Genomic DNA, 25,425 nt, shown 5'->3' with positions numbered 1-25,425 from the left:
AGAGGGACGTGCCATGGCGGTAGCGGTCATCACGGGCGGATCGAAGGGGCTGGGCCGGGCGCTCGCGGCGGGCCTCGCGGAGCGGGGCTGGGACCTGGTCATCGATGCGAGGACACCGGAGGTGCTGGACGGGGCGGCGCGGGAGCTCGCGGAGTACGGCACGCGGGTGCTGGCGTTTGCGGGGGATGTCGGCGACGCGGCTCACCGGAGCCGGCTGGTGGCGGCGGCGCGCGGTCTGGGCGGGCTCGATCTGCTGGTCAGCAATGCGAGCGCGCTGGGCGCCGAGCCGCTCGTACGCCTGGAGGAGCTGACGCCCGACGGGCTGCGGGCGGCGCTGGAGACCAATGTGGTGGCCGCGCTCGGTCTGGTGCAGGAGGCGCTGCCGCTGCTGCGGGCGGCAGGTGCGGGGACGGTGGTCACGGTGAGTTCGGACGCCGCTGTCGAGGCGTACCCGACGTGGGGCGGTTACGGGGCGTCGAAGGCCGCGCTGGACCAGCTTTCGGCGGTGCTCGCGGCCGAGGAGCCGGGCCTGCGGGTGTGGGCGGTGGACCCGGGCGACATGCGTACCGATCTGTACGCGGCCGCGGTGCCCGGTGACGAGGAGGAGAGGCCCGCGCCTTCGGAGGTGGTCCCGGCGTTTCTGCGGCTGCTCGACGAGCGGCCGGCGAGCGGGCGGTACTCGGCCCCCGCACTGGCGGGTGAGGTGCGATGAGTGCGCGGCAGGCGCTGCGGATCCCCGACGGGCCGCCGGCGACGGTGCCCGCCGAGGAGCGTGGTCGCGGGCGGGACGACGTACGCCTGATGGTGTCGCGCGGCACCGAGGTCTCCCACCACGCCTTCCGGGAGCTGCCGGGACAGCTGCGGGCGGGGGACGTACTGGTGGTGAACACCTCACGGACGCTGGCCGCGGCGGTCGACGGGACCACCTCGGCGGGGGCCCGCGTCGTGGTGCACTTCTCCGCCCGCGGGGACGACGGCCGGTGGGCGGTGGAGCTGCGGGAGCCGGCGCCGGGCGGGAGTACCCGGCGGTGCGCGGGCGGCCCGGCGGGGTCCGTGGTGCGACTGCCCGGGGGTGTACGGCTCGTGTGGGAGGAGCCGCTGGCCGCCGGTGAGGACCGGTTGTGGTGGGCGCGGCCGTCGGTGGGCGGGGTGCCGGAGCTGCTGCGGCGGCACGGCCGCCCGATCCGGTACGCGTACACCCGCCGCGACCAGCCGCTCTCCGCGTATCAGACGGTGTTCGCGCTGGCCTCCCCGGACGGGGCGGGTTCGGCGGAGATGCCGAGTGCCGCGCGGCCCTTCACCACCGGGCTTGTCGCGGAACTGGTGAGCCGGGGGATCCAGTTCGCGCCGGTGGTACTGCACACCGGGGTGGCGTCGGCGGAGGCGTACGAGACCCCGTATCCCGAACGGTTCGAGGTGCCGGAGGCCACCGCCCGGCTGGTCAACGCGGCGAGGGCGGGCGGCGGGCGGATCGTCGCGGTGGGGACGACGGCGGTGCGCGCCCTGGAGACCGCGGCCCGGGGCAGTGGGGTGGACGGGGTGGTGCGGGCGATGGCCGGGTGGACGGATCTGGTGGTCACGCCGGGCCGCGGGGTGCGGGTCGTGGACGGGCTGCTGACCGGGCTGCACGAGCCGCAGGCCTCCCACCTGTTGTTGCTGGAGGCGGTCGCGGGGCGGGAGGCCCTGGAGCGCAGCTATGCGGAAGCGGTACGGGCGCTCTACCTCTGGCACGAGTTCGGGGACGTTCACCTCATCCTTCCGGATGAGGAACCTAACGTTCCGCATTGCGGCAGCAACACATCGTGAAAACAGTGCCCGAACAGTGTGACGCCGCGCATAGGACCCACGTCACTTACGAGGTTCGCTAGTGGATGCTTAAGGCGCCCCTGGACCGGGTACGCGCGGGCACCCGGCACTCCAGGAGCGCCCCTACGCCACTAAGCACCTTCGTACGTCACACCTTTGCCACAAGATTTTGCGGCCGCTAAGAATTGCTCCCGTCGCCGCCCCAGGGCGCTTCGCCGCCCCCGGCGCTCGCGACTTCCGCTATTCGAAGAGGTACGCCCACATGTCCGAGAACCGCTATGGCCTTCGTCGCCTGACCAAGACTCACAAGTACTCGATCGGTGGTGTGGCCGCCGTCGGCGCCGCAGCGCTCGCCTTCACTCTTGTTCCCGGAAACGCGTCCGCCGAGACCACCCACGTCGACGCGGCCCCGGTGGCCTTCGCCTCGCAGACCAAGACGGTGGAGGCAAGCCTCCACACGCAGCAGGCCCACGCCGACCAGGCCGCCAAGGCCGCAGCGGCCAAGGCGAAGGCAGCCGCGAAGGCCAAGGCCGTCGCCAAGGCCAAGGCCGAAGCCGCCGCCAAGGCGAAGAGCGAGGCTGCCGCGAAGGCCAAGGCGAAGGCCGCCGCAGCGGCGAAGGTGAAGGAGCGGGAGGCCAAGGCGGCCGCCAGCCGCGCCGCCGCCCGCCAGCCCGTCTACGCGAACAACCTCGACGGCTGGATCCGCCACGCCCTGGCCATCATGCAGGCCAAGAACATCCCCGGCTCGTACAACGGCCTGTACCGCAACATCATCCGTGAGTCCGGCGGCAACCCGATGGCCATCAACAACTGGGACATCAACGCCCAGAACGGTGTCCCGTCGAAGGGTCTGCTCCAGACCATCCAGCCGACGTTCAACGCGTACCACGTCGCCGGCACGTCGTCCAACATCTACGACCCGGTCGCCAACATCACCGCCGCCGCGAACTACGCCGCCGCGAACTACGGCTCGATCGACAACGTCAACAGCGCCTACTGATCCGGCACTGGTCACGTACGAGTCACATACGGGTCCGGCGCACCGCCGGACCACGCCGAAGGGCGGCACCCACACTGCGGGTGCCGCCCTTCGGCGTCGGCTCTCTGCCAGGTGGTCTGCTTGCGCAGGACTTCACTGACGCCTGACTCCACTGACGCATGACGCTACTTGCGCATGACCTCGGGCTCGTGCCTGCGCAGCAGCCGCGCCACCACGACGCCGCAGACCACGCCGATGGCGAGCAGGATTCCCATGTCCATCACCCAGGTACCGAGCGTGTGGTCCCAGAGCGGGTCCGTACTGGCGAGGTCCTTCTTGTTGGGCAGCAGGACGTTCAGCGACGCGGTGGTGCCCGCGGCGGCGACCGCCCAGCGGGCCGGCATCAGGAACGAGAACTGGTTGATCCCCGTGGCGCCGTTCAGGGTGAAGAGGCAGCCCGTGAAGACGACCTGTGTGATGGCGAACATGACGAGGAGCGGCATGGTCTTCTCGGAGGTCTTCACCAGCGAGGAGATGATCAGGCCGATCATCATCGAGGTGAGGCCGAGCGCCATGATCGGCAGAGTCATCTCGACCCGGGTGGAGGTCGGGAAGATCAGGCCCTCGGTGGGTGCCTTCTTCATCCCGAAGCCGATGCCGCCGATGATGGCGCCCTGCACCAGGGTGATCAGGCCGAGCACGATCACCTTGGACATCAGATAGGCGGAACGCGACAGGCCGGTGGCCCGCTCCCGTTCGTAGATCACCCGTTCCTTGATCAGCTCTCGTACGGAGTTGGCCGCCCCGGCGAAGCAGGCGCCCACCGCGAGGATCAGCAGGATCACCGCGCCGTCGCCGTTGCTGAGGCGCCCCGTCGGCGGCCCGAAGCCGAGTCCGTAGTCCGCGGGGATCAGCGCGCCGACCGTGCCCAGCACCGCGGGCAGCAGCAGGGAGAGCGCCATGAAGCCCTTGTCGGACACGATCACCGACACATAGCGCCTCATCAGGGTGAGCAGCTGGGAGCCCCAGGCCTGCGGCTTCGGCGGCTTCATCGACTGGGCGGACGGCATCTGGACCGACTGCACGGCGACCGAGTCGATGTCCGCCGCATACATCTGGTAGTGCTGCGAACCGCGCCAGCGCCCCGACCAGTCGTAGTCGCGGTAGTTCTCGAAGGCCGAGAAGACATCGGCCCAGCTGCTGTAGCCGAAGAAGTTGAGCGCTTCCTCGGGCGGTCCGAAGTACGCGACCGAGCCGCCGGGCGCCATCACCAGGAGCTTGTCGCAGATGGCGAGTTCGGCGACGGAGTGCGTGACGACGAGGACCGTACGGCCGTCGTCGGCGAGGCCGCGCAGCAGCTGCATGACATCGCGGTCCATGCCCGGGTCGAGCCCCGACGTCGGCTCGTCCAGGAAGATCAGCGACGGCTTGGTCAGCAGTTCGAGTGCGACCGAGACCCGCTTGCGCTGGCCGCCGGAGAGGGAGGCGACCCTCTTCTCCTTGTGGATGTCCAGCTTCAGCTCGCGCAGCACCTCGTCGATGCGCGAGGAGCGCTCCGCCTCGGTGGTGTCGGCGGGGAAGCGCAGCTTGGCCGCGTACTTCATCGCCTTACGGACCGTGAGCTCCTTGTGCAGGATGTCGTCCTGCGGGACCAGTCCGATGCGCTGGCGCAGCTCGGCGAACTGCTTGTACAGGTCCCTGTTGTCGTAGAGGACCTCGCCGCGGTTGGCGGGCCGGTAGCCGGTGAGCGCCTTGAGCAGGGTGGACTTCCCGGAGCCCGACGGGCCGATGACCGCGATGAGCGACTTCTCGGGGACGCCGAACGAGACGTCCTTGAGGATGTCCTTGCCGCCGTCGACCGTCACCGTGAGGTGGCGGGCGGAGAAGGAGACCTCGCCGGTGTCGACGAACTCCTCCAGGCGGTCACCGACCAGCCGGAAGGTCGAGTGGCCGACGCCGACGATGTCGTTCGGGCCGATCAGGGCCGTACCGGACTTGGCCATCGGCTGGCCGTTGATGTACGTGCCGTTGTGGGATCCGAGGTCACGGATCTCGAAGCGGCCGTCCGGTGTCGCGACGAACTCGGCGTGGATGCGGGAGACCTGGAGGTCGGAGACGACCAGTTCGTTCTCCAGCGCACGGCCGATCCGCATCACCCGGCCGAATGCCAGCTGGTGGAAGGTGGTCGGGCTGCGGTCGCCGTACGCGGGCGGGGCCTCCGAGCCCCCGCCCGCCGGACCGGCCTGCTGAGGCGCCTGGCTCTGGTGAGGCAGCTGGCCGCCCTGCGGCTGCTGCCAGTCCTGCGGCGCCGCGTTCTGCGGCGGCTGCTGGGCCGGGGCCCAGCCCGCCGGAGCGCCCTGCTGCTGGGGAGGGGCGTACGCCGGTCCCTGGGCCTGGGCGGCCGGCGGGGCGTACGCCGGAGCGGACGCCTGGGCCTGCATCGCCGCGGGCGCCTGAGCCTGGGCGGCCTGCGCACCGGCCGTCGCGGCGGACAGGCTCAGCAGCGGGCCGTCGGTCGCGTTGCCGAGGTGCACCGCGGAACCGGGGCCGATCTCCAGCTGCTGGATCCGCTGTCCCCGCACAAAGGTGCCGTTGGTCGAACCGTGGTCCTCAATGAGCCAACCACGGCCTCCCCAGCTGATAGTGGCGTGTCGCCACGAGACCCTGGCGTCGTCGATCGGCAGGTCTCCCTGCGGATCACGGCCGAGGGTGTACGACCTGGACGGATCGAGCGTCCAGATCCTGCCATTCAGTTCAACTACGAGTTCCGGCACTCCAGCCCCACTTATTGTCCCCCGAGGTACCCCCGTTGCAGGGAGTCTAGGGATGGCGAACATCCTGGGGAACTATTTCAGGCACAGGGACGCATCGGGAAGCCGGGCCGTGTGACGACCGCGTACCAATGGGGTGGAGGTGCACAGGTCCGGGCGACGTTCGGGACAAATACGGGCCACCGCGCCCGACCCGCGGGCCGGTCCCGCCACGGGCGTCCGGTCCTCGGGACGGGCTGCCTGCGGCCCGGCCGCGCCCTATACGGTGGGACCACCATGAGCGCATCGCAGCCCCCAGTCCACGCGGACTCGCCGACCCTCCTCGTCAAGATCTTCGGGAAGGACCGCCCCGGGATCACCGCAGGTCTCTTCGACACCCTCGCCGCCTATGCCGTCGACGTCGTCGACATCGAGCAGGTGGTCACCCGTGGCCGGATCGTGCTGTGCGCCCTCATCACAGCTCCGGGCCCCGGCGGCAACGCCCAGGGCGAGCTGCGGGCGACCGTGCACAGCTGGGCCGAGTCCCTCAAGCTGGAGACCGAGATCATCTCCGGCACCGGCGACAACCGGCCCCGGGGCAGCGGACGTTCCCATGTGACCGTGCTCGGCAACCCGCTCACCGCCGAGTCGACCGCCGCCATAGCGGCCAGCATCACCGCCACGGGCGGCAACATCGACCGTATCTTCCGGCTGGCCAAGTACCCGGTGACCGCAGTGGAGTTCGCGGTGTCCGGGGTGGAGACCGAGCCACTGCGCACGGCGCTCGCCCTGGAGGCTTCGGTGCTCGGCGTGGATGTGGCCGTGGTCTCGGCCGGTCTGCACCGCCGCGCCCAGCGGCTCGTCGTGATGGACGTCGACTCGACCGTCATCCAGGACGAGGTGATCGAGCTTTTCGCCGCGCACGCGGGGTGCGAGCAGGAGGTCGCGGAGGTGACGGCCCGCGCGATGCGCGGCGAGCTGGACTTCGAGCAGTCGCTGCACGCGCGGGTGGCGCTGCTCGCGGGGCTCGATGCCTCGGTCGTCGACAAAGTACGGTCCGAGGTACGGCTCACGCCCGGTGCCCGCACCCTGATCCGTACGCTGAAGCGGCTCGGCTACCAAGTGGGCGTCGTGTCCGGCGGGTTCACCCAGGTGACCGACGACCTCAAGGAACGGCTCGGCCTCGATTTCGCCTCGGCCAACACGCTGGAGATCGTCGACGGCAGGCTCACCGGGCGGGTCGTCGGTGAGATCGTGGACCGCGCGGGCAAGGCGCGGCTGCTGCGGCGGTTCGCCGAGCAGGCGGGCGTCCCGCTGGCACAGACCGTCGCCATCGGGGACGGTGCGAACGACCTGGACATGCTCAACGCTGCGGGGCTCGGCGTCGCGTTCAATGCCAAGCCCGTGGTCCGCAAGGCCGCCGACACGGCGGTGAACGTGCCGTTCCTGGACACTGTGCTCTATCTGCTGGGCATCACCCGTGAAGAGGTCGAGGCCGCGGACGGCCTCGTCGACGACGGGGTCTGACCACCGCCCTGCCCCGAAGCACCGCCGCCCCGCCTGCCGTACGTGGCAGGCGGGGCGGCGTACTTAAGTGCTCGTGACTTGCGTACTCGTGCGTACGGCCTCCACCGCCCCTCGCGGGGGAGGCCGTTGCCCGGTCTCTACTCGTGCGGCGACCAGAAGGCAGTCAGTTTGCCCACGCCGTGCTCGACGGACTTCCACGGGCCGGTGAACTCGATGACGGCGACTCCCGCGGTCGGGAACCCGCTGCGGTTCATCCTGGCCAGCACATCTCCCTCGGCACTGCCCGACAGCGCGTCGGCGAGTGCGTGCGTACCGGGGTTGTGGCCGATGACCAGCACATCGCTGACGTCGTCGGGGATCTCGTTGAGCAGCGCGAGCAGTTCGCCGAGGGACGCTTCGTACAACCGCTCCTCGTAGACGGTCCGGGGCCGGTCCGGCAGTTCCTGGACGGCCAGCTTCCAGGTCTCGCGCGTCCTGACCGCGGTCGAGCAGAGGGCCAGGTCGAAACGGAACGCCTGGGAGGCGAGCCAGCTGCCGGCGGCGGCGGCATCCATCCGGCCGCGGTCGGCGAGCGGCCGGTCATGGTCGGACACCTCGGGCCAGTCGGCCTTCGCGTGCCGGAGAAGGACAATCCTGCGGGACTCGGGGGTTCCGGGGGCTGAACCCCCGGATGACACAACGGCGCTCATACAATCCAGCTTCGCACGGATCGGACCATCGGGCGCAGGGGGTTGGGAGGCTCCCCCCGGCACGAGTGAACAGTGTCCGGCCAGGGTGGCCGGGCAGCGCTACCGCGGCAGACTGTGCTGGATCCGCTCCAGCACGTGCGTGACGGTGGCCTCGCCGGTGTCCGCGTGCGCCTGGCCGGGCGCGGTGATCAGCAGCAGCAGAACGGCGAAGGCCAGCGCGGGCAGGGCGACGGCCCACCAGGGCAGCCGCACGTCGATACCGCTCTGCGCGGGGCCTTGGTGGGGGCGGTTGGTGTGCGGACGGGCCGGCATGGCCGCCTCCATGAGGTTCGCGGTGGCTGATGTACCTGAACCTACGGAGTACGGGGACGCTCTCCCATCCGGTGACCCACCCACTTCACCCTGAGCCTGGCCCCCTAGGGGACGGTGGGGCTAGCACCACCGCCGGGCCGTGGGCGTCCGGTCGGGACACGGGGTCGAGGCATCGGGCCGGCGCATCGGTCCGAGCATCAGGCCGGGGCGTCGGGCAGGGGCACGGGTCAGGGCGACGCGAGCGTGGCGATGATCGCGACGATCACCGTGACCGCGAGCATGGCTCCGAGCACGAGCAGGAGCTTCTTCTGACCGTTCTGGGGATTCGGTTCGAGCACTGGCATGACGTCAGTCTCGCATCTCAGGATTCGTCCTCGATCGTCCGGTCCCGTCCGGCGAGTATCCCGGCGGCGATCTGCGGCACCATCAGCCCGGCCATCAGCGCGATGGGCAGGCCCCAGCCGCCGCTGTGCTGGTAGAGGACACCGACGAGCAGCGGTCCCGGGATGGAGATCAGATAGCCGGTGGACTGGGCGAAGGCGGAGAGCCTGACCACTCCGGCGCCGCTGCGCGACCGCATCCCGATCATCGTCAGGGCAAGCGGGAACGAGCAGTTGGAGATGCCGAGCAGCAGCGCCCAGACCCAGGCACCGCCGGCCGGTGCCAGATAGAGACCGGCGTAGCCGACGAGCCCGCAGGCTCCCAGGGCGACGACGATGGGGCCCTGGTTCTTCATCCGGCTCGCCAGACGCGGGATGACGAAGGCGAGCGGCACGCCCATCACCATCGTGACGGCGAGCAGCAGCCCGGCCGTGCCGGCCGAGACCCCGGCGTCGCGGAAGATCTGCGGCATCCAGCCCATGGTGATGTACGCGGCGGTGGCCTGGAGGCCGAAGAAGCAGGCCAGGGCCCAGGCGGTGCGGCTGCTGGTGATCCGGCGGGCGGGTGCCTGCGGCCGGGCCGCGTCCGCGGTGCCGGCGACGTCAGCGGTGCCCGAAGCCGCAACGGCGGTCGTGCTCGCCTCGTCCGCCCCGTTCGCCGCCGTGACGCTGTGGTCCTTGATGAGCGCGATCCAGGGCAGTACGGCCACGGCGGCCAGCACCGCCCACACCCCGAGGCCCAGCCGCCAGCTGCCGCCGAGGCCGTCGGTCAGCGGCACGGTGAGGGCCGCGGCGAGGGCGGTGCCCAGAGCGAGGGCCATCGAGTAGAGCCCGGTCATCGTTCCGACACGGTCCGGGAAGTACCGCTTGACGATCACCGGCATCAGCACGTTGCTCACCGCGATGCCCATCAAGGCCAGTGCGCTGGCGGCCAGGAAGCCGGCCGTACCGCCCGCGAAGGGCCGGATCACCAGGCCCGCGGTGATGGCCATCATCCCGGCGCAGACGACGGCGCCGGGCCCGAAGCGGCGGGCCAGCCGGGGTGACATGACACCGAAGACGGCGAAGCAGAGCGGCGGTACGGAGGTGAGGACACCGGCGACGCTGCCGCTCATCCCGAGGCCGTCCCGCACCTCTTCGAGGAGCGCGCCGAGACTCGTGATGGCGGGCCGGAGGTTGACGGCGGCGAGAACGATGCCGGCGATCACCAGTTTCACGGTCCACGCGGCGGGCTGCGGGCGGGCGGCATCCGCCGCGGAAAGCGGCTCGGCAGCGGGACGCGGCTCGGCAGCGGGACGCGGCTCGGCAGCGGGGGCGAGGATCTTCGTCTCGTCGTCTGGCATAAGGACATCATAGAATCATGGGATGATTGGTTGTCCAATCCCGGTTTCCCGCCGCGTGACCCGACCGACGCGACCCCGAACGAGGAGCACCATGGCGCTGAACTCTCCCCGGCGTTCCGCACTCGCCGACCAGGTGATCACCGAACTGCGGAACCAGATCACCTCGGGCGAGTGGCCGGTCGGCGCACGCATCCCGACCGAGCCCGAGCTGGTCGAGCAGCTGGGGGTGGCCCGCAACACCGTCCGGGAAGCGGTGCGCGCCCTCGCGCACAACGGGCTGCTGGACATCCGCCAGGGCTCCGGCACCTATGTGGTCGCCACCAGTGAGCTGGCCGGGGTGATGCACCGGCGGTTCGCCGCGGCCGACCCGCGGCACGTCGCGGAACTGCGCTCGACCCTGGAGTCGTCGGCCGCCCGGCTGGCCGCCGAACGGCGCACCGAGCGGGACGTGAAGCAGCTGACGGCACTGCTCGCCGAGCGGGAGCGGACCTGGGAGGCAGGTGACGCGGAGGCGTTCGTGGCCGCCGACGCGACCCTGCACCTGGCGATCGTGAACGCCTCGCACAACGACGTACTGACCGAGCTCTACGCCGACCTGGGCGACCTGCTCCGCGAGTGGCTCCGGGGCGACGTGGGGCGCGAGCTGCGGCCCGAGGGGTACATGGACCACAGCCGGCTGATCGACGCGATCCGGAACGGCGACGGGGACCTGGCGGCCGCCGAGGCGGCGCGTCACGCGTTCACCAACTGCCTGGGGGCCTCTGCCTGAGAGGTTCGGCCGCTGGGAGCAGCCTGAGGGACCCGGCCCGGGAAGTTCGGCCGGTGGGGGGTTCGGCCGGCGGGGATTCGGCCGGTGGGCGTCACTCTGCCCGCTGGTGCGTCACCCAGACCGAGCCGATCTCCTTCCAGCAGCGGCCGGTGAGCCGCACGCTCTGCGCGGGGCCGACCTCGACCGGCGCGCTGTCCATGTCGATGTCCCACCAGCGGGTGCACTCGACGTGCAGGGCGACCCGGTCGGTCCCGACGTATCTGTTGTGGCAGGTGGCCGTCGTATGCGAGCCCCTGACGGATATGAGGCAGCCGGCGCCGAACGGGGCGGGCTCCGCCTGCACGCTCGTGGGGACGGAGAGCCCCGCCACTCCGGCCGAGGCCACGAGCAGGACCGCTGTCCGGTAGCGGATCGAACGCATACCCGTGCCTCCTCCCCGGGAGAGCCGGGCAGTGCCCCGGCCTGATCAGTCTGCGGTCGTTCGCCCCGTTCCACGAGTCGGGCAGGACAGCCGGGGCGGGCGGGGGAAGTGACGTGAGAAGGGTTGACATGCCCAGGGGTCGGAATATGTTACATGCAATGTTGAGTATGCCGTAGCTGCCACGAGCTTCTGGAGGCCCCCATGGAGTGCGATCTTCTGCTGTCGGGCGGGCGGGTGGTGACCGTGGACGGCCGGCGGTCCGTGTACGAACCGGGCTCGGTCGCCATCACCGGGAACCGCATCGCGGCGGTGGGCCCGGCGGCGGAGACCGATGCCGCGTGGCAGGCGGCCCGTACGGTCGACTGCCGGGGCCGGGCCGTCGTCCCGGGCTTCACCGACGGGCACAGCCACCTCTTCCAGTCCCTCGCCCGCGGACTGGGCGAGGGGCTCTCCATCTGGCCCTGGCTGTGCGAGTTCATGTGGCCGTACTCGATAGCCGTGACGCCCGACGACGCCAGGGCCGCCGCCGCTCTCGGCGCGGTGGAAGCGCTCCGCTCGGGCATCACCACCGTCATCGACAACCACTACGCGCCCACCGACCCGGAGACCGTGCTCGCGGTGGCGGGGGCCGTCGAATCGGCGGGGCTGCGCGGCGCGGTGGCCCGCGGCATGATCGGGCACCGGACCCCGGTGGCCGTCGCGCGGGGGCTGCCTCCCGCACTCTTCCGGTACTCCGTCGCCGAGGAGCTGGAGCTCACCCGGGAGTGCATGCGGCGGCGGCCGCCCGGCTCCACCGTGGAGATCTGGCCGGCCCCCCTCAACCTCAGCTACGTGGACCAGGACCTGGTCAGGGGCGCGGCGGCGCTGGCCGCCGAGTTCGGGACGCGCTGGCATACGCACTGCAGCGAGGGGGCGAAGGACCCGGAGAGCTATCTGGAGGCGTACGGCATCAGGCCGGTCGAGTGGCTGGCAGCCGAGGGGCTGCTCGACGAGCGGACCACTCTCGCGCACGCCGTGTGGCTGGACGGACCGGAGATCCGCCGGATCGGCGAGCGGCGGGCCGGTGTCGCCCACAACCCCGTGTCCAACGCCTATCTGGCCTCGGGCGTGATGCGGCTGCGCGAGCTGCGGGAGGCGGGCGCCGTGGTGGCGCTCGGCACCGACGGCCCCAGCGCCGGACACCGCCAGGACATGTTCGAGGTGATGAAGCAGACGCTCTTCGGTCAGCGCCAGCACACCCTCGACCCGGCCGCCGCGCGCTGTGAGGAGGCGCTGGAGCTGGCCACCCGGGAGGGCGCCCGCTATGCGGGTACGGGGGCCGGCGTCCTGACCGCCGGCGCCCCCGCGGATCTGGCCGTGGTCGCCGTGGACCGCCCGCACCAGGTGCCGCTGCACCGCACCGTCTCCGCCCTCGTCTACGCGTCGCGCGGCTCCGACGTGGAGCTGACCGTCGTCGACGGGCGGGTCGTCTTCGAGGACGGCCGCTGCCTGCTGGTGGACGAGGAGGCGCTGTTCGCCGAGGCGCAGGAGCGGTCCGAACAGCTCGTGGCGCGTGCCGGGTTCGAAGGACTGACCCGCCCCTGGAACCACTGACCACACCCCCGACCGACCGATTTCCCTGTCGGCTGCCCGTCCGCGGCCCCCGTACGTGCGCAGTGAACAACCCCCGCCGTCGGGCGGGTGGAGGGAGAACGCACATGTCGCGCAAGGCAGTTCAGGGCAGTACGCGCCGGCACCGGGAGGCCGGTCCGGACCCGGCCCCGGCACCGGTCCCGGTGGATCCGGGCGGCGTCGAGCCGCCCGGGCCGCCCGGACCGGATCCGGTCGATGCGGTGCCGTCGTTCTGGCGGCTGGCGGTCTACGGGCTCCAGCACGTGCTGGCCTTCTACGCGGGCGCGGTCGTCATGCCGCTCCTGGTCGCCCAGGGCATCGGGATGCCGGCCCATGACATCGGGATGCTGGTCAACGCCTCCCTGCTGACCTGCGGTCTCGCCACCCTGCTGCAGTCCGTGGGGCTGCCCGGGATCGGCATCCGGCTGCCGGTGGTGCAGGGCACGTCCACGACGGCGGTGCCCTCGCTCGTGTCGGTGGGCCTGGCCGCGGGCGGGGCGAAGGCCGGGCTGCCGACCGTCTTCGGGGCGGTGATCGCCGCCGGACTCGCGCTCTTCGTGATCGCGCCGGTGTTCAGCAGGCTGGTCAGGTTCTTCCCGCCGCTGGTCACCGGCACCATCGTGACCATCGTCGGAATCACCCTGCTCGCGGTGGCGGCCCGGCAGGTGGGCGGCGGGGACCCCTCGCAGCACACCTTCGGCTCGCCGGTCCATCTCGGCCTCGCGGGCGTCACCCTGCTGGTGATCCTGCTGCTGCACAAGTTCTCCCGGGGCTTCCTGGCCACGGTGGCGGTCCTGCTCGGCCTGGTCGCGGGCACGGTGGTGGCCGCGCTCGCCGGGGAGACCGACTTCTCGGGGATCGGCGGCTCCGCCTGGCTGGGCGTCACGGCCCCGCTGCATTACGGGGCGCCGCGTTTCGAGGCGACCGCGGTGCTCTCCATCGTCCTGGTCATGATCATCATCGCGGTGGAGTCCATCGGGCAGTTCTTCGCGGTGGGCCGGATCGTCGGCCGCGAGGTGGACGGCAGGCAGGTGACCCGGGCGCTGCGCGCGGACGGCCTCGCGACCGTGGTCGCCGGGCTCCTCAACTCCTTTCCCAGCACGGTCTATTCGCAGAACATCGGACTGATCGGACTGACCCGGGTGAAGAGCCGGTGGATCGTCGCGGCGTCCGGCGTGATCATGATGGTGCTGGGCGTGGTGCCGAAGGTGGGCGCGGTGGTGTCCGCGATGCCGGCCTCCGTGCTGGGCGGCGCGACGATCGTGCTGTTCTCCACGATCGCCGTGGTCGGGGTGCAGATCCTGGTCCAGGCCGACCTCGGCGACCAGCGCAACACGATCCTGGTCGCCGCGAGCGTGGGCGTCGGCTTCCTGCCGACCGCGTTCCCCCAGTTCGCCGATCAGATGCCGGGCCGCCAACTGCATGCACTCTTCGAGAGCGGCATCATCCTCGGCACGCTGACGGCTGTGCTGCTCAACCTGTTCTTCCACCATCTCAGGCTGCCGCAACACCGGAAGAGGGCTGCACGGTCCATTGACCCGTCAGAAGATTACATGCAACATGAAGAACAGCTGGAGAACAGGATTCCCAGCACATCGGACGAGGCGCCGCAAGCGTCATGAGCGTCGTAAGCCTCATGAAGGTCATGAGCCTCATGAAGGTCATGAGCGTCGCAGAGGGAGTTGGGGCATGTCGACGGAGAGAGCAGTGAACCCGGTCGCGGCCGGAAGCCTGCTTGCCGACCGGGCCTACGAGGAGCTCAAGGGGGCGGTGCTCGCCAACCGGCTGCGCCCCGGCGACGCGCTCTCCGTGCCCGCGCTCGCCACCCAGCTGGGCATCAGCCGCAGCCCGGTCCGCGAGGCCGTGCAGCGTCTGATCCACGACGGCCTGGCCACCCACATCGCCCACCGGGGCGCCGTGGTCGCCACGGTCGACGTCGAGGACGTGCGCCGGCTGTACGTGCTCCGCGAGGTGATGGAGGGGCTGGCCGCCCGGCTCGCCACCGAGCGGCTCGACGCCACCAGGGTCTCCGAACTGCGTGACCTCCTGGAGCGGCATGAGCAGGTCGTGGCGGCGGGCGACGACGAACAGGCGCACACCGAGATGGACATGGCGTACCACCGGCTCATCCGCGAGGTCGCGGACAACGCCCATCTCACCTCGGCCCTGGACACCGTGCAGGGCAAGGCCCACCTCGCGCTGCACGCACTGTGGCGCAGCCCCCGGGCCCCCCGGCTCGCCGTCGAGGAGCACCGCCGGATCTTCGAGGCGATGACGGCGGGCGACCCGGACGCGGCCGAGCTCGCGGCCCGCGACCACATCAGGCGGCTGCGGATCCGGCTGTCGCAGGCGGTGGCGCCGGGCCCCGACCATACGGAGGGCGGGCCCGCTCCCGTACACCCGGTCGACTCGTAGGGCCTGCCGTCCGGGCCGGAAGGACCCGGCACCCGTCGTCCACGCCGCGGCTCCCGTGCGGCGCCCCCGCACCACATCCCCTACAGCAGAAGGGAAGTGATGGTCCGTGAGCACCGTCACCGGCATCCGGCAGGGAGTCGGCGAGAGCGTTCTGCGGCCCGACGGCCGGCTGAAGGTCCAGGGGGCCTTCGCGTACGCGTCCGATCTGCACGACGACGCGATGGTGTGGGGCGCGACGCTGCGCAGCCCGCACCCCTGCGCGCGGATCGTGCGTCTCGACACCACCGCCGCTCTCCGGCTGCCCGGTGTGGTCGCGGTGCTCACGCACGAGGATGTGCCGGGCCGGCCGCTGTACGGGATGAAGGTCGCCGACCAGCCGGTGCTGGCCGCCGACCGGGTCCGCTACCAGGGCGAGCCGGTGGCGCTGGTGGCGGCCGACCACCCGGAGACGGCCCGCCGCGCGCTGCGGCTGATCGACGTCGGGTACGAGGTGCTCGAACCGCTGACCGACCCCGAACAAGCGGTCCGCGGCGGGGGCCCGCTGGTCCACGAGCGGCGGGCCGACGGGAAGTCCGGCAATGTCGTACGGCATGTCCGCATCCGGCACGGTGACATGGCCGAGGCCCGGCGGCTCGCCGATGTGGTCGTGTCGGGGACGTACGAGGTCGGTATGCAGGACCAGGCGTTCCTGGGCCCCGAGTCGGGCCTCGCGATACCCGCGGATGACGGCGGTGTCGATGTCTATGTGTCGACCCAGTGGCTGCACGACGACCAGCACCAGATGTGCCTGGCGCTCGGGCTGCCGCCGGAGAAGGTGCGGCTGACGCTCTCCGGCGTCGGCGGGGCCTTCGGCGGACGCGAGGACGTCTCGGTGCAGATCCACGCGGCGATGCTCGCGCTGCACACCGGCCGTCCGGTGAAGATGAGTTACAACCGCGAGGAGTCGTTCTACGGGCATGTGCACCGCCACCCGGCCCGGATGCGTTTCGAGCACGGCGCGACGCGCGACGGGAAGCTCGTGTACGTCAGGGCGCGGCTGCTCTTCGACGGCGGCGCCTACACCTCCACCTCCCAGGTGGTCATAGCGAACGGCTCGTACTTCGCGGCCGGCGCCTACGACGTGCCGCACGCCGAGATCGACGGCTACTGCGTCTACACCAACAACCCGCCGTGTGGGGCGATGCGCGGCTTCGGTGCGGTGCAGTCGTGTTACGGCGTGGAGTCCAACCTCGACCGGCTGGCCCGCGAACTCTGCATGGATCCGGTGGAGTTGCGCATCCGCAACGCCATGACGACCGGGACGGTGCTGCCGACCGGGCAGGCGGTGGACGGTCCCGCGCCTGCCGCCGAGCTCCTTGAGCGGCTGCGCTCCCGGCCGCTGCCGCCCGCCGGTGAGGGCGCGTTCGCCCGGCCTGGCGGGCTGAACAACACCACGCACGGTGAGGGCGTCAGGCGCGGGGTCGGCTATGCCATCGGGGTCAAGGCCATCGGCTTCTCGGGCGGGGTCGACGACCGCTCGGTGGCCCGGGTCCGGCTCGCCCTGGCCAACGGGGAGCCGGTCGCCGAGATCCACACCGCCGCCGCCGAGTGCGGCCAGGGCATCGTGACCGTACAGGCGCAGATCGCCAGGACCGAGCTGGGCGTCGAGCGGGTGGTGGTGCTGCCCGCCGACACTCTGGCCGGCGACGCGGGTTCGTCGTCGGCTTCCCGGATCAGCTGGATGAGCGGCGGCGCGGTGCAGGGCGCCTGCAAGGCCGTACGGGAGGAGCTGACCGCGCGCGGGGACGGGCCGCTGGAGGTGCTGCTCGCGGACGGGCCCGTCGAGGCCGAGTACGAGTACCGCCACCGCCGCACCTTTCCGATCGACCCCGAACGCGGCCAGGGCGACGCCCACATCGCCTTCGCGTTCGCCGCCCACCGCGCGGTGGTGGACGTCGACACCGAACTCGGACTGGTGAAGGTGGTCGAGCTGGCCACCGCCCAGGATGTCGGCAAGGCGATGAATCCCCTTGCCGTCGAGGGGCAGATCGAGGGCGGCAGCGCCCAGGGCCTCGGGCTCGCGCTCATGGAGGAACTGCACGTCCAGGACGGCACGGTGCGCAATCCGTCCTTCACCGACTATCTGATCCCGACGATCGCGGACATGCCGTCGGTCCCCATCGAGCTGCTCGAACTGCCCCACCCCGACTCGCCGTACGGCCTGAACGGGGTGGGCGAGCCACCGACCCTGTCGTCGACACCGGCCATCGCCAACGCGCTGCGCGACGCGACCGGCCTCGCACTGGCCAGGGTGCCGGTACGCCCCGGCGACCTGATCCACAGCGGCCTCACCGGCAACAGCCCGCACGACAGCGGTCCCACCGGCAGCGAAGGGAGGTGATGCGGGCCCGCCCCCGGGTCCCCCGACGGTTCTGCACGCACCGCGTACGTATCACCAGAACCAGCAGGGAAGGAACAGCACCTTGATCATCGACACTCATATGCATCCCACGAACGTCGTGGACCAGGCATGGCGGCACGACGGCGAGCCGTTCACCGGTGAGCGGACCCTGGCCATGATGGACGGCCCGTACCTGATCAACGGCAAGCCCCGCCGGATCGACTACGGCTGCATCATGCCCCCGCCCGGCAACAGCGTCTGGCAGGACGGGATGCGCAGCGGCCGCGAGGGCATCCGCGACTACATGGCGTACATCACCGAGCTGGTGACGACGTACCCCGACCGCTTCATCGGGAACTTCATGTACAACCCGCGCTTCGGGCCGGAGAACGGCGCGAAGGAGCTGGCGTTCCACGTCAAGGAGTACGGCTACAAGATGCTCAAGCTGCATGCCAACATGCATGCCTACCGGCCCGACCGGGCGCTCGACTGGCTCCGCCCGGTGCTGCGGGTCTGTGACGAGCTCGGCGTCCTCGTCCTGATCCACACCGGCGACGGGCCGTACTCGATCCCGACGCAGTTCTACCCGATCATCCGTGAGTTCCCGAACGTCAACTTCATCCTTGGGCACTTCGGCGTGCAGACCGGCGGCGTCTACTGCTTCGAGGCGCTCTACATGATCCTCGACTCGCCCAACGTGTACGGCGAGTCGGGGTGGCTGCTCCAGTCGCGGATCGTGGAGTTCGCCCAGCAGATGGAGAAGCACCAGCTGGTCTTCGGTACGGACTCGCCGCCCAACGAACCGGGCATGTGGGCCCGGGAGCTGGAGGTCCTCTGCGGCCCGCCGCCCCAGGGCATGAACCTCTCCGAGGAGCACCTGGAGGGGTATCTCGGCAACAACGTGGCGAAGCTGCTGGGCCTGAAACCCACTCCCCCGCCGCGCGACCAGGAGGAGGCGCGGCTGCGCCTCAAGGACACCTACGCCTCGCTGGACGCGGCCGGTTCGTCGCGCGTCTGAGGGCAGCGGCTCCGCCCCCGGGCCGGCCCGCCCCTCCTCGCAGGAGCGGGCCGTCCCTCCTCCGCCGTCCAGCACGGGCGCACATCCACCACGGGCGCGGTGTCCCGGCGTCCCCGGTACGGAAGCAGGTGACGCCATGCGGCGCATCGGTCATCTCGTCCCCTCCCCCTCCATCGGCATCGAGCGCTGGTCGGGCCAGATCTGCCGCTCCGTCTCCATCGAGGCCGCCCATCCGGTCGCCCGCACCGCCCTGCCCGACGTGCTGTACGGGCCGGCGATCGCGCCCTCGCAGTCCGCTGAACTCACCCGCTCGGCCGCGCTGCTGGCCGATGCGGGCGCCGACGCCGTGGTCTGGAGCGGCAGTTCGAGCGATCTGCACGGCGCGGCGCACGGGCGGGCGGTGGCGCGCCGGATCGAGGAGGTGGCAGGTGTCCCCGCGTCGACCGTCACGCTGGGCCAGCTCGATCTGCTCGCCCGCCGGGGCCTGGCCTCGCTCGCGCTGGTCTCACCGGGCTCCGAACAGGTCGCGGGGCGGCTCGCCGACACCTATCTGGCGGCCGGATTCAGGGTGGTCTCGGTGACCGCGCTCGGGCTTTCCACGGCGCGGGAGGCCGCGGGACTGCCGGTTTCGCGGGTACGGAGACTGCTGGCGGGCGCCGACTCGCCGGACGCCCAGTGCCTGGTGGTGACGGGTACGGAGCTGCCGGTCGCGCCCGTCGCGGCGCTGCTGGAACGGGAGCTGGGCAAGCCGGTGTTCGACGGCGCCCGGGTGGCGATCAGGACCGGGCTCGATCTGCTGGGGCTGACGGTCGGCGCTCCCGAGTGGGGCGAGCTGTTCTCGGTCGAGCAGCACGCGGGGATCTGCTGTGACCACTGAAGCGGCGCCGCCCCCGGCCTCCCAGGACCTGCGCGACTTCCTCGCCCGGTACACGGCAGACCACCCCGACGACGTGCTCACCGTGGACGAGCGGATCGAGGGCGAGGACGTGGCCGCGCTCGTCCTGGAGCTGGCCGCGCGCGGCCGGGACGAGCTGGTGGTCTGCCGGAACGTCGCGGGGCTCGGCACTCCCCTGGTCACCAATGTGTTCGCCTCGCGGCGCCGCATCGCCCGCCTGCTCGGCACGGGGACGGCCGGGCTGCACCGCGCGTACCAGACGGCGTCGGCCCGCCGCTGCGAGCCGCGGGTGGTGCCGGAGGGCCCGGTGCTCGACGTGGTGACGGAACCGGACCTCGGCGCGCTCCCGATGATCCGGCACTTCGCGTCGGACCGGGGCCCGTACATCACGAACGGCATCATCGCGGCGGAGGCGCCCGCGTACGCCGAAGGCCGCTCGGGCAATCTCAGCTACCACCGCGCGATGGTGCACGGCCCGGGCGAACTGGCCACCAGCCTCCACTCGCGCGGCCACCTGTGGCAGCTGCTGCGGCTGGCGCAGGAGCACGGCGAACGGCTCCCGGTGGCCATGGTCGTCGGCGCGCACCCGCTGTTCATGCTGGCGGCGTCCGCCCGGGTGGGCGCGGACACCGACGAACGGTGCGTGGCGGGCGGCCTGTTCGGGGCGCCCCTGGACGTGGTGCGCACCCCGAAGTACGGGATACGGGTTCCGGCGAGCGCCGAGACGGTCCTCGAGGGGTTCATCGATCCGGACCGCCGGGCCGACGAGGGGCCCTTCGGTGAGTTCTCCGGATACTCGTCGGACCGCTCGACCCACAACGTACTGACCGTCGAGACGGTTCTGCGGCGCCGGGACGCGCTGCTCCTGGACGTGGTGGGCGGCAGCACCGCCGAGCACCTCAACCTGGCGCGGGTGCCGCGCGAGTCGGAGATGGCGCAGAAGCTGATGGAGCGCTTCCCCGAGGTGACCGCGCTGCACTATCCGACATCGGGCACGCACTTCCACGCGTATGTGGCGATGCGCCCCAGCCGTCCCGGTCAGGCCCGGCAGATCATGCTGGGACTGCTCGGCTGGGACCCGTACCTCAAGACAGTGGTCGCGGTCGACGAGGACGTCGACATCACACAGGACTCGCAGGTGCTGTGGGCGATGGCCACCCACCTCCAGCCGCACCGGGATGTCTTCCGGGTCGGCGGTCTGCCCGGCAGCCCCCTGGACCCGTCGTCCACGGCGGACGGCACGACGTCCCGGATGGCCCTGGACGCGACCCGCGGCCCGGACTTCGACGGGGTACGGATCGAGGTCGCCCCCGGACGCGCGGAGGCCGCGCGCCGTCTGCTCGACGGACGCGCGGCCTCCTGAGCGGCCCACTGACCGGTACGGGCGGTCAGGCGCCCATCATGTGCACGCCGCCGTCGACGTGGATGATCTCGCCGGTGGTCTTCGGGAAGAAGTCCGAGAGGAGCGCGACGATGCCGCGGCCGGCCGGCTCGGGGTCGGCCATGTCCCAGGCGAGCGGGGAGCGGTGGTTCCAGACGTCCGCCAGATCCGAGAAGCCCGGGATGGACTTCGCGGCCATCGAGCCGATGGGGCCCGCGGAGATCAGGTTGCAGCGGATGTCCTGCTTGCCCAGGTCACGGGCGAGGTAGCGGGATGTCGCCTCCAGCGCGGCCTTGGCCGGGCCCATCCAGTCGTACTGCGGCCAGGCGTACTGGGCGTCGAAGGTCAGCCCGACGACCGAGCCGCCCTCGCTCATCAGCGGCAGGCAGGCCATGGCCAGCGACTTCAGCGAGAACGCCGAGACGTGCATGGCGGTGGAGACCGACTCGTACGGGGTGTTGAGGAAGTTGCCGCCCATGGCGTCCTGCGGCGCGAAGCCGATGGAGTGCACGACCCCGTCCAGCGAGCCGAGCTCGTCGCGGACCAGGTCCGCGAGCCGGTCGAGGTGCTCGGTGCTGGTGACGTCCAGCTCGATGACCTTGACGGGCTTGGGCAGCTTCTTGGCGATGCGCTCGGTGAGCGTGGGCCGCGGGAAGGCGGTCAGGATGACCTCGGCGCCCTGCTCCTGAGCCACCTTGGCGGCGTGGAAGGCGATGGAGGACTCCATCAGCACACCCGTGATGAGGATGCGCTTGCCGTCGAGAATTCCGCTCATGTGATCAGTGACCCATGCCCAATCCGCCGTCAACGGGGATGACGGCTCCAGTGATGTACGACGCGTCGTCGGAGGCGAGGAACCGCACCGTGGCGGCGATCTCCTCCGGCTGCGCGTACCGGCCGAGCGGCACCTGCGAGACGATGCCCGCGCGCTGCTCGTCGGTGAGCACCTTGGTCATGTCGGTGTCGACGAAACCGGGTGCGACTACGTTGAAAGTGATGTTGCGGGAGCCGAGCTCACGGGCGAGGGAGCGCGCGAAGCCCACCAGGCCGGCCTTGGACGCGGCATAGTTCGCCTGTCCGGCGGAGCCGAGCAGACCGACGACCGACGAGATGAGGACGACGCGGCCCTTCTTGGCGCGCAGCATCGCGCGGTTGGCCCGCTTCACGACCCGGAAGGTGCCGGTGAGGTTGGTGTCGAGTACGGCGGTGAAGTCGTCCTCGGACATCCGCATCAGCAACTGGTCCTTGGTGACACCGGCGTTGGCGACCAGCACCTCCACGGGACCGTGCTTCTCCTCGATCTCCTTGTAGGCCTGCTCCACCTGCTCGGTGTCGGTGATGTCGCACTTGACGGCCAGGAACCCCTGTTCGGCAAGCGCGGCCGGCTCGCCGGAGCGGTACGTGATCGCGACCTTGTCGCCTGCGTCTGCGAAAGCGCGGGCGATGGCAAGGCCGATGCCCCGGTTTCCTCCGGTGACGAGAACCGAGCGGCTCAACGGATCACCCTTTCGATAGCTGTGTGGTACTCACGCAAACTATCGGTCCGGCCCCACTTCGGAGGAATCGGCCTCCGACAGCGCCGCGTGGCGGTCCCTGTCGGGTCCCTACAGAAAGCATCTGGCAGTGGGACGCGTCGGCGCGACATGATGCGGACGACCGGTCGTGACGACAGGAGACCTCCGTGCCACATTCGATCGACGCAGCCTTCACGGCGCTGCCGCTGCGCGCCCTCGCCGACGCGGCGCTCGCACGCGCCCGCGCGCTCGGTGCCGACCACGCCGACTTCCGCTTCGAGCGCGTCCGCAGCGCGACCTGGCGGCTGCGGGACGCCAGGCCCGCGGGCTCCACGGACACCACGGATCTCGGGTACGCCGTACGGGTCGTGCACGGCGGAAGCTGGGGGTTCGCGTCCGGTGTCGACCTGTCGATGGACGCGGCGGCGCGGGTGGCCGGGCAGGCGGTCGCGATGGCGAAGCTCTCCGCCAAGGTCATCAGGGCCGCCGGGTCCGACGTGGGGGCACCTCCCACGCCTTTCGGGCAGTGGGGGAGGGTGGAGCTGGCGGACGAGCCGGTGCACCCGGACCGGACCTGGATCTCCTCGTACGAGACCGACCCCTTCTCCGTACCCGCCGACGAGAAGACCGGGCTGCTGGCCGACTGGTCGGCGCGGCTGCTGCGGGCTGACGGCGTCGCCCATGCGGACGCCTCGCTGATGACCGTCCTGGAGAACAAGTTCTACGCGGACACCGCAGGCACCGTCACCACCCAGCAGCGGGTCAGGCTCCATCCGCAGCTCACCGCGGTGGCGGTGGACTCGGACACCGGTGAGTTCGACTCGATGCGCACCCTCGCGCCGCCGGCCGGGCGCGGCTGGGAGTACCTGACCGGCACGGGCTGGGACTGGGACGCCGAGCTGGAGCGGATCCCGGAGCTGCTCGCCGAGAAGATGCGGGCGCCGAGTGTCGAGGCCGGGGCGTACGACCTGGTGGTGGACCCGTCCAATCTCTGGCTGACCATCCACGAGTCGGTCGGGCACGCCACCGAGCTGGACCGGGCGCTGGGGTACGAGGCAGCGTACGCCGGGACCTCCTTCGCCACATTCGACCAGCTCGGCACGTTGGCGTACGGCTCCCCCGTGATGAACGTGACGGGCGACAGGACCGCCGAACACGGCCTGGCCACGGTCGGGTTCGACGACGAGGGGGTGGAGGCGCAGTCCTGGGATCTGATCAAGGACGGCACCCTGGTCGGGTACCAGCTGGACCGCAGGATCGCGAAGCTGACGGGGCTCGGCCGGTCCAACGGGTGCGCGTACGCGGATTCGCCGGGGCATGTACCGGTGCAGCGGATGGCCAATGTGTCGCTCAAGCCGGATCCGGGCGGGCTCTCCACGGAGGACCTGATCGGTGGCGTCGAGCGGGGGATCTATGTGGTGGGCGACCGGTCGTGGTCCATCGACATGCAGCGGTACAACTTCCAATTCACCCAACAGCGGGCATATCGCATCAAGAATGGGCAACTCGCCGGGCAGCTGCGGGACGTCGCCTACCAGGCGACGACCACGGACTTCTGGGGCTCGATGGAGAAGGTCGGCGGCCCGCAGACATACGTACTGGGCGGCGCCTTCAACTGCGGCAAGGCCCAGCCGGGCCAGGTCGCGGCGGTCTCGCACGGCTGCCCGTCCGCCCTCTTCCGGGGTGTGAACATCCTCAATACGACGCAGGAGGCCGGGCGTTGAGTCCCGTACACGCAGGCACCGCCCCGGGCACGCACAGTCCTCACACGACGCAGGAGGCCGGGCGATGACCCCGTCGAACCGCACCAGCAGGCCGCACGAGATCGCCGAGCGGGCCCTCGCCCTGTCCACCGCGGACGGCTGCGCCGTCATCGCCGACGAGCAGTCGAGCGCCAATCTGCGCTGGGCGGGGAACGCGCTGACGACCAACGGTGTGACCCGCGGCCGGACCCTGACCGTCATCGCGACCGTGGACGGCAAGGAGGGCACCGCGTCCGGTGTCGTCTCCCGGTCGGCGGTGACCGCGGCGGATCTCGAACCGCTGGTCCGGGCCGCCGAGGCGGCCGCTCGCGACGGCTCCCCCGCCGAGGACGCCCGGCCGCTGGTCACCGGAGTGCCCGAGTCCGCCGGCTTCAGGGATGCGCCCGCCGAGACCACCTCGGCGGTCTTCGACGCCTTCGCGCCGGCGCTGGGCGAGTCCTTCGCCCGCGCGCGCTCCGGCGGGCGCGAACTGTACGGCTTCGCCAGCCATGAGATGACCTCCAGCTACCTCGGTACGTCCACCGGTCTGCGGCTGCGCCACGACCAGCCGAACGGCACGCTGGAGCTGAACGCCAAGTCCCCCGACCGGTCCCGCTCCGCCTGGGCGGGCCGGGCCACGCGGGACTTCAGCGACGTCGACCCGGCCGCGCTGGACGCCGAGCTGGCGCAGCGGCTGCGCTGGGCCGAGCGCAGGGTGGCGCTGCCCGCCGGGCGGTACGAGACGCTGCTGCCGCCGACCGCGGTGGCCGATCTGCTGATCTACCAGTTCTGGTCGTCGGCCGCCCGGGACGCGGCGGAGGGCCGTACGGTCTTCTCCCGGCCCGGCGGCGGGACCCGGCTCGGCGACCGGCTCTCCGCGCTTCCGCTGACCCTGCGCAGCGATCCGGCCGAGCCCGGTCTGGAGTCGGCGCCCTTCGTCCTCGCGCACTCATCGGGCGACGACTCGTCGGTCTTCGACAACGGCCTGCCGCTTTCCCGTACGGACTGGGTGCGTGACGGCCGGCTTGAGAACCTGGTCACCACCCGGCACAGCGCGGAGCTGACCGGCCTCCCGGTGGCGCCCCCCATCAGCAATCTGATCCTGGAGGGCGGCGGGGAGCGCTCGCTCGACGAGATGGTGGCCGCGTCGGGGCACGACGGGCCCGCCCTGCTGCTGACCTGCCTCTGGTACATCAGGGAGGTCGACCCGGCCACCCTGCTGCTGACCGGGCTGACCAGGGACGGCGTCTACCTCGTGGAGAACGGCGAGGTCACCGGCGAGGTGAACAACTTCCGCTTCAACGAGTCGCCGGTCGATCTGCTCTCCCGGGCCACCGAGGCCGGGCGTACGGAGCGGACGCTGCCGCGCGAGTGGGGCGACTGGTTCACCCGCGCCGCGATGCCCGCCCTGCGCATCCCGGATTTCAATATGAGTTCCGTCAGCCAGGGCGTATAACCTCTGGGACGTACTTCCAGCCACACCGAAGGAGACG

General features: G+C 71.2%; 22 protein-coding genes. 14 read left to right on the top strand and 8 right to left on the bottom strand.

Annotated features, from left to right (window positions below; translation table 11 throughout):
* Positions 1–13 precede the first annotated feature (13 nt).
* The 3 genes from OG210_RS25975 to OG210_RS25965 all read left to right on the top strand — a co-directional run bounded on the left by OG210_RS25975 (position 14) and on the right by OG210_RS25965 (position 2,806).
* A complete protein-coding gene (locus OG210_RS25975) occupies positions 14–712 on the top strand; it encodes an SDR family oxidoreductase (protein ID WP_328325230.1) in 699 nt (232 codons plus the stop codon).
* Positions 709–1,806, top strand: a complete 1,098-nt coding sequence (locus OG210_RS25970; protein WP_371538903.1) for an S-adenosylmethionine:tRNA ribosyltransferase-isomerase — start codon at positions 709–711, stop codon at positions 1,804–1,806. The genes OG210_RS25975 and OG210_RS25970 overlap by 4 nt, the downstream gene beginning before the upstream one ends.
* Before the next feature lie 262 nt (positions 1,807–2,068).
* A complete protein-coding gene (locus tag OG210_RS25965; protein ID WP_328325235.1) occupies positions 2,069–2,806 on the top strand; it encodes a transglycosylase SLT domain-containing protein in 738 nt (245 codons plus the stop codon).
* Between the two features lie 164 nt (positions 2,807–2,970).
* On the opposite strand, the gene OG210_RS25960 is transcribed toward OG210_RS25965, so the two are convergent.
* Positions 2,971–5,559, bottom strand: coding sequence for an FHA domain-containing protein (locus OG210_RS25960; RefSeq protein WP_328325237.1), 2,589 nt, complete (start codon positions 5,557–5,559; stop codon positions 2,971–2,973).
* Positions 5,560–5,832: 273 nt separating this feature from the next.
* On the opposite strand from OG210_RS25960, the gene serB reads away from it, so the two are divergent.
* Positions 5,833–7,062 carry a phosphoserine phosphatase SerB gene (serB, locus tag OG210_RS25955; protein WP_328325239.1) on the top strand — a complete coding sequence of 410 codons (1,230 nt, stop codon included), beginning with the start codon at positions 5,833–5,835 and terminating at the stop codon, positions 7,060–7,062.
* Positions 7,063–7,199: 137 nt separating this feature from the next.
* Here the strand turns inward: serB and OG210_RS25950 are convergent, their stop codons facing one another.
* From OG210_RS25950 to OG210_RS25935, 4 genes are all read right to left on the bottom strand, one after another.
* A complete protein-coding gene (locus OG210_RS25950) occupies positions 7,200–7,751 on the bottom strand; it encodes a histidine phosphatase family protein (RefSeq protein WP_328325241.1) in 552 nt (183 codons plus the stop codon).
* 99 nt (positions 7,752–7,850) lie between these two features.
* Positions 7,851–8,063, bottom strand: coding sequence for a hypothetical protein (locus OG210_RS25945; protein WP_328325243.1), 213 nt, complete (start codon positions 8,061–8,063; stop codon positions 7,851–7,853).
* A gap of 227 nt (positions 8,064–8,290) precedes the next feature.
* Positions 8,291–8,407, bottom strand: coding sequence for an SGM_5486 family transporter-associated protein (locus tag OG210_RS25940; protein WP_327298391.1), 117 nt, complete (start codon positions 8,405–8,407; stop codon positions 8,291–8,293).
* Between the two features lie 17 nt (positions 8,408–8,424).
* The gene (locus OG210_RS25935; RefSeq protein WP_371538898.1) at positions 8,425–9,786 is read right to left on the bottom strand and encodes a CynX/NimT family MFS transporter; all 1,362 of its coding nucleotides are present in this window, start codon (positions 9,784–9,786) and stop codon (positions 8,425–8,427) included.
* Positions 9,787–9,877: 91 nt separating this feature from the next.
* Between OG210_RS25935 and OG210_RS25930 the strand changes: the two genes are divergently transcribed.
* Positions 9,878–10,555, top strand: a complete 678-nt coding sequence (locus OG210_RS25930) for a FadR/GntR family transcriptional regulator (protein WP_328325247.1) — start codon at positions 9,878–9,880, stop codon at positions 10,553–10,555.
* Positions 10,556–10,646: 91 nt separating this feature from the next.
* On the opposite strand, the gene OG210_RS25925 is transcribed toward OG210_RS25930, so the two are convergent.
* Positions 10,647–10,976, bottom strand: coding sequence for a hypothetical protein (locus OG210_RS25925; RefSeq protein ID WP_328325249.1), 330 nt, complete (start codon positions 10,974–10,976; stop codon positions 10,647–10,649).
* A 201-nt stretch (positions 10,977–11,177) separates the two neighbouring features.
* On the opposite strand from OG210_RS25925, the gene OG210_RS25920 reads away from it, so the two are divergent.
* The 7 genes from OG210_RS25920 to OG210_RS25890 all read left to right on the top strand — a co-directional run bounded on the left by OG210_RS25920 (position 11,178) and on the right by OG210_RS25890 (position 20,658).
* Positions 11,178–12,569 (top strand): amidohydrolase family protein, encoded by a 1,392-nt coding sequence (locus OG210_RS25920; protein WP_328325251.1) that lies wholly within the window; start codon positions 11,178–11,180, stop codon positions 12,567–12,569.
* A gap of 104 nt (positions 12,570–12,673) precedes the next feature.
* Entirely contained in the window at positions 12,674–14,209 is a 1,536-nt protein-coding gene (locus OG210_RS25915) for a nucleobase:cation symporter-2 family protein (RefSeq protein WP_371538895.1), read from the top strand.
* A gap of 67 nt (positions 14,210–14,276) precedes the next feature.
* Positions 14,277–15,002: a GntR family transcriptional regulator gene (locus OG210_RS25910; RefSeq protein ID WP_371538892.1), complete on the top strand. Its 726-nt coding sequence runs from the start codon at positions 14,277–14,279 to the stop codon at positions 15,000–15,002.
* A gap of 106 nt (positions 15,003–15,108) precedes the next feature.
* Positions 15,109–17,382, top strand: a complete 2,274-nt coding sequence (locus OG210_RS25905; RefSeq protein ID WP_371538890.1) for a molybdopterin cofactor-binding domain-containing protein — start codon at positions 15,109–15,111, stop codon at positions 17,380–17,382.
* A gap of 82 nt (positions 17,383–17,464) precedes the next feature.
* Positions 17,465–18,400: an amidohydrolase family protein gene (locus OG210_RS25900; RefSeq protein WP_328325260.1), complete on the top strand. Its 936-nt coding sequence runs from the start codon at positions 17,465–17,467 to the stop codon at positions 18,398–18,400.
* 136 nt (positions 18,401–18,536) lie between these two features.
* On the top strand, positions 18,537–19,277 hold the full coding sequence (locus OG210_RS25895) for a hypothetical protein (protein ID WP_328325262.1): 741 nt from the start codon (positions 18,537–18,539) through the stop codon (positions 19,275–19,277).
* Positions 19,267–20,658, top strand: coding sequence for a UbiD family decarboxylase (locus tag OG210_RS25890; protein WP_328325264.1), 1,392 nt, complete (start codon positions 19,267–19,269; stop codon positions 20,656–20,658). The genes OG210_RS25895 and OG210_RS25890 overlap by 11 nt, the downstream gene beginning before the upstream one ends.
* A gap of 25 nt (positions 20,659–20,683) precedes the next feature.
* On the opposite strand, the gene fabI is transcribed toward OG210_RS25890, so the two are convergent.
* Both fabI and fabG read right to left on the bottom strand, forming a co-directional pair.
* Entirely contained in the window at positions 20,684–21,451 is a 768-nt protein-coding gene (gene fabI / locus OG210_RS25885) for an enoyl-ACP reductase FabI (RefSeq protein ID WP_328325267.1), read from the bottom strand.
* A 4-nt stretch (positions 21,452–21,455) separates the two neighbouring features.
* The gene (gene fabG, locus OG210_RS25880) at positions 21,456–22,172 is read right to left on the bottom strand and encodes a 3-oxoacyl-[acyl-carrier-protein] reductase (RefSeq protein ID WP_266858342.1); all 717 of its coding nucleotides are present in this window, start codon (positions 22,170–22,172) and stop codon (positions 21,456–21,458) included.
* 185 nt (positions 22,173–22,357) lie between these two features.
* Here fabG and OG210_RS25875 point away from each other — a divergent pair, with 185 nt between their 5' ends.
* Both OG210_RS25875 and OG210_RS25870 read left to right on the top strand, forming a co-directional pair.
* Complete coding sequence (locus tag OG210_RS25875) at positions 22,358–23,914, top strand: TldD/PmbA family protein (RefSeq protein ID WP_328325269.1); 1,557 nt, start codon at positions 22,358–22,360, stop codon at positions 23,912–23,914.
* A gap of 64 nt (positions 23,915–23,978) precedes the next feature.
* Positions 23,979–25,388, top strand: a complete 1,410-nt coding sequence (locus OG210_RS25870) for a metallopeptidase TldD-related protein (RefSeq protein ID WP_371538883.1) — start codon at positions 23,979–23,981, stop codon at positions 25,386–25,388.
* Positions 25,389–25,425: the final 37 nt, after the last annotated feature.

The organism is Streptomyces sp. NBC_00466 (assembly GCF_041433995.1).
GTDB lineage: Bacteria > Actinomycetota > Actinomycetes > Streptomycetales > Streptomycetaceae > Streptomyces.
The sequence above is the reverse complement of the archived record's forward strand: the minus strand, read 5'-3'. Positions and strand labels throughout refer to the sequence as shown.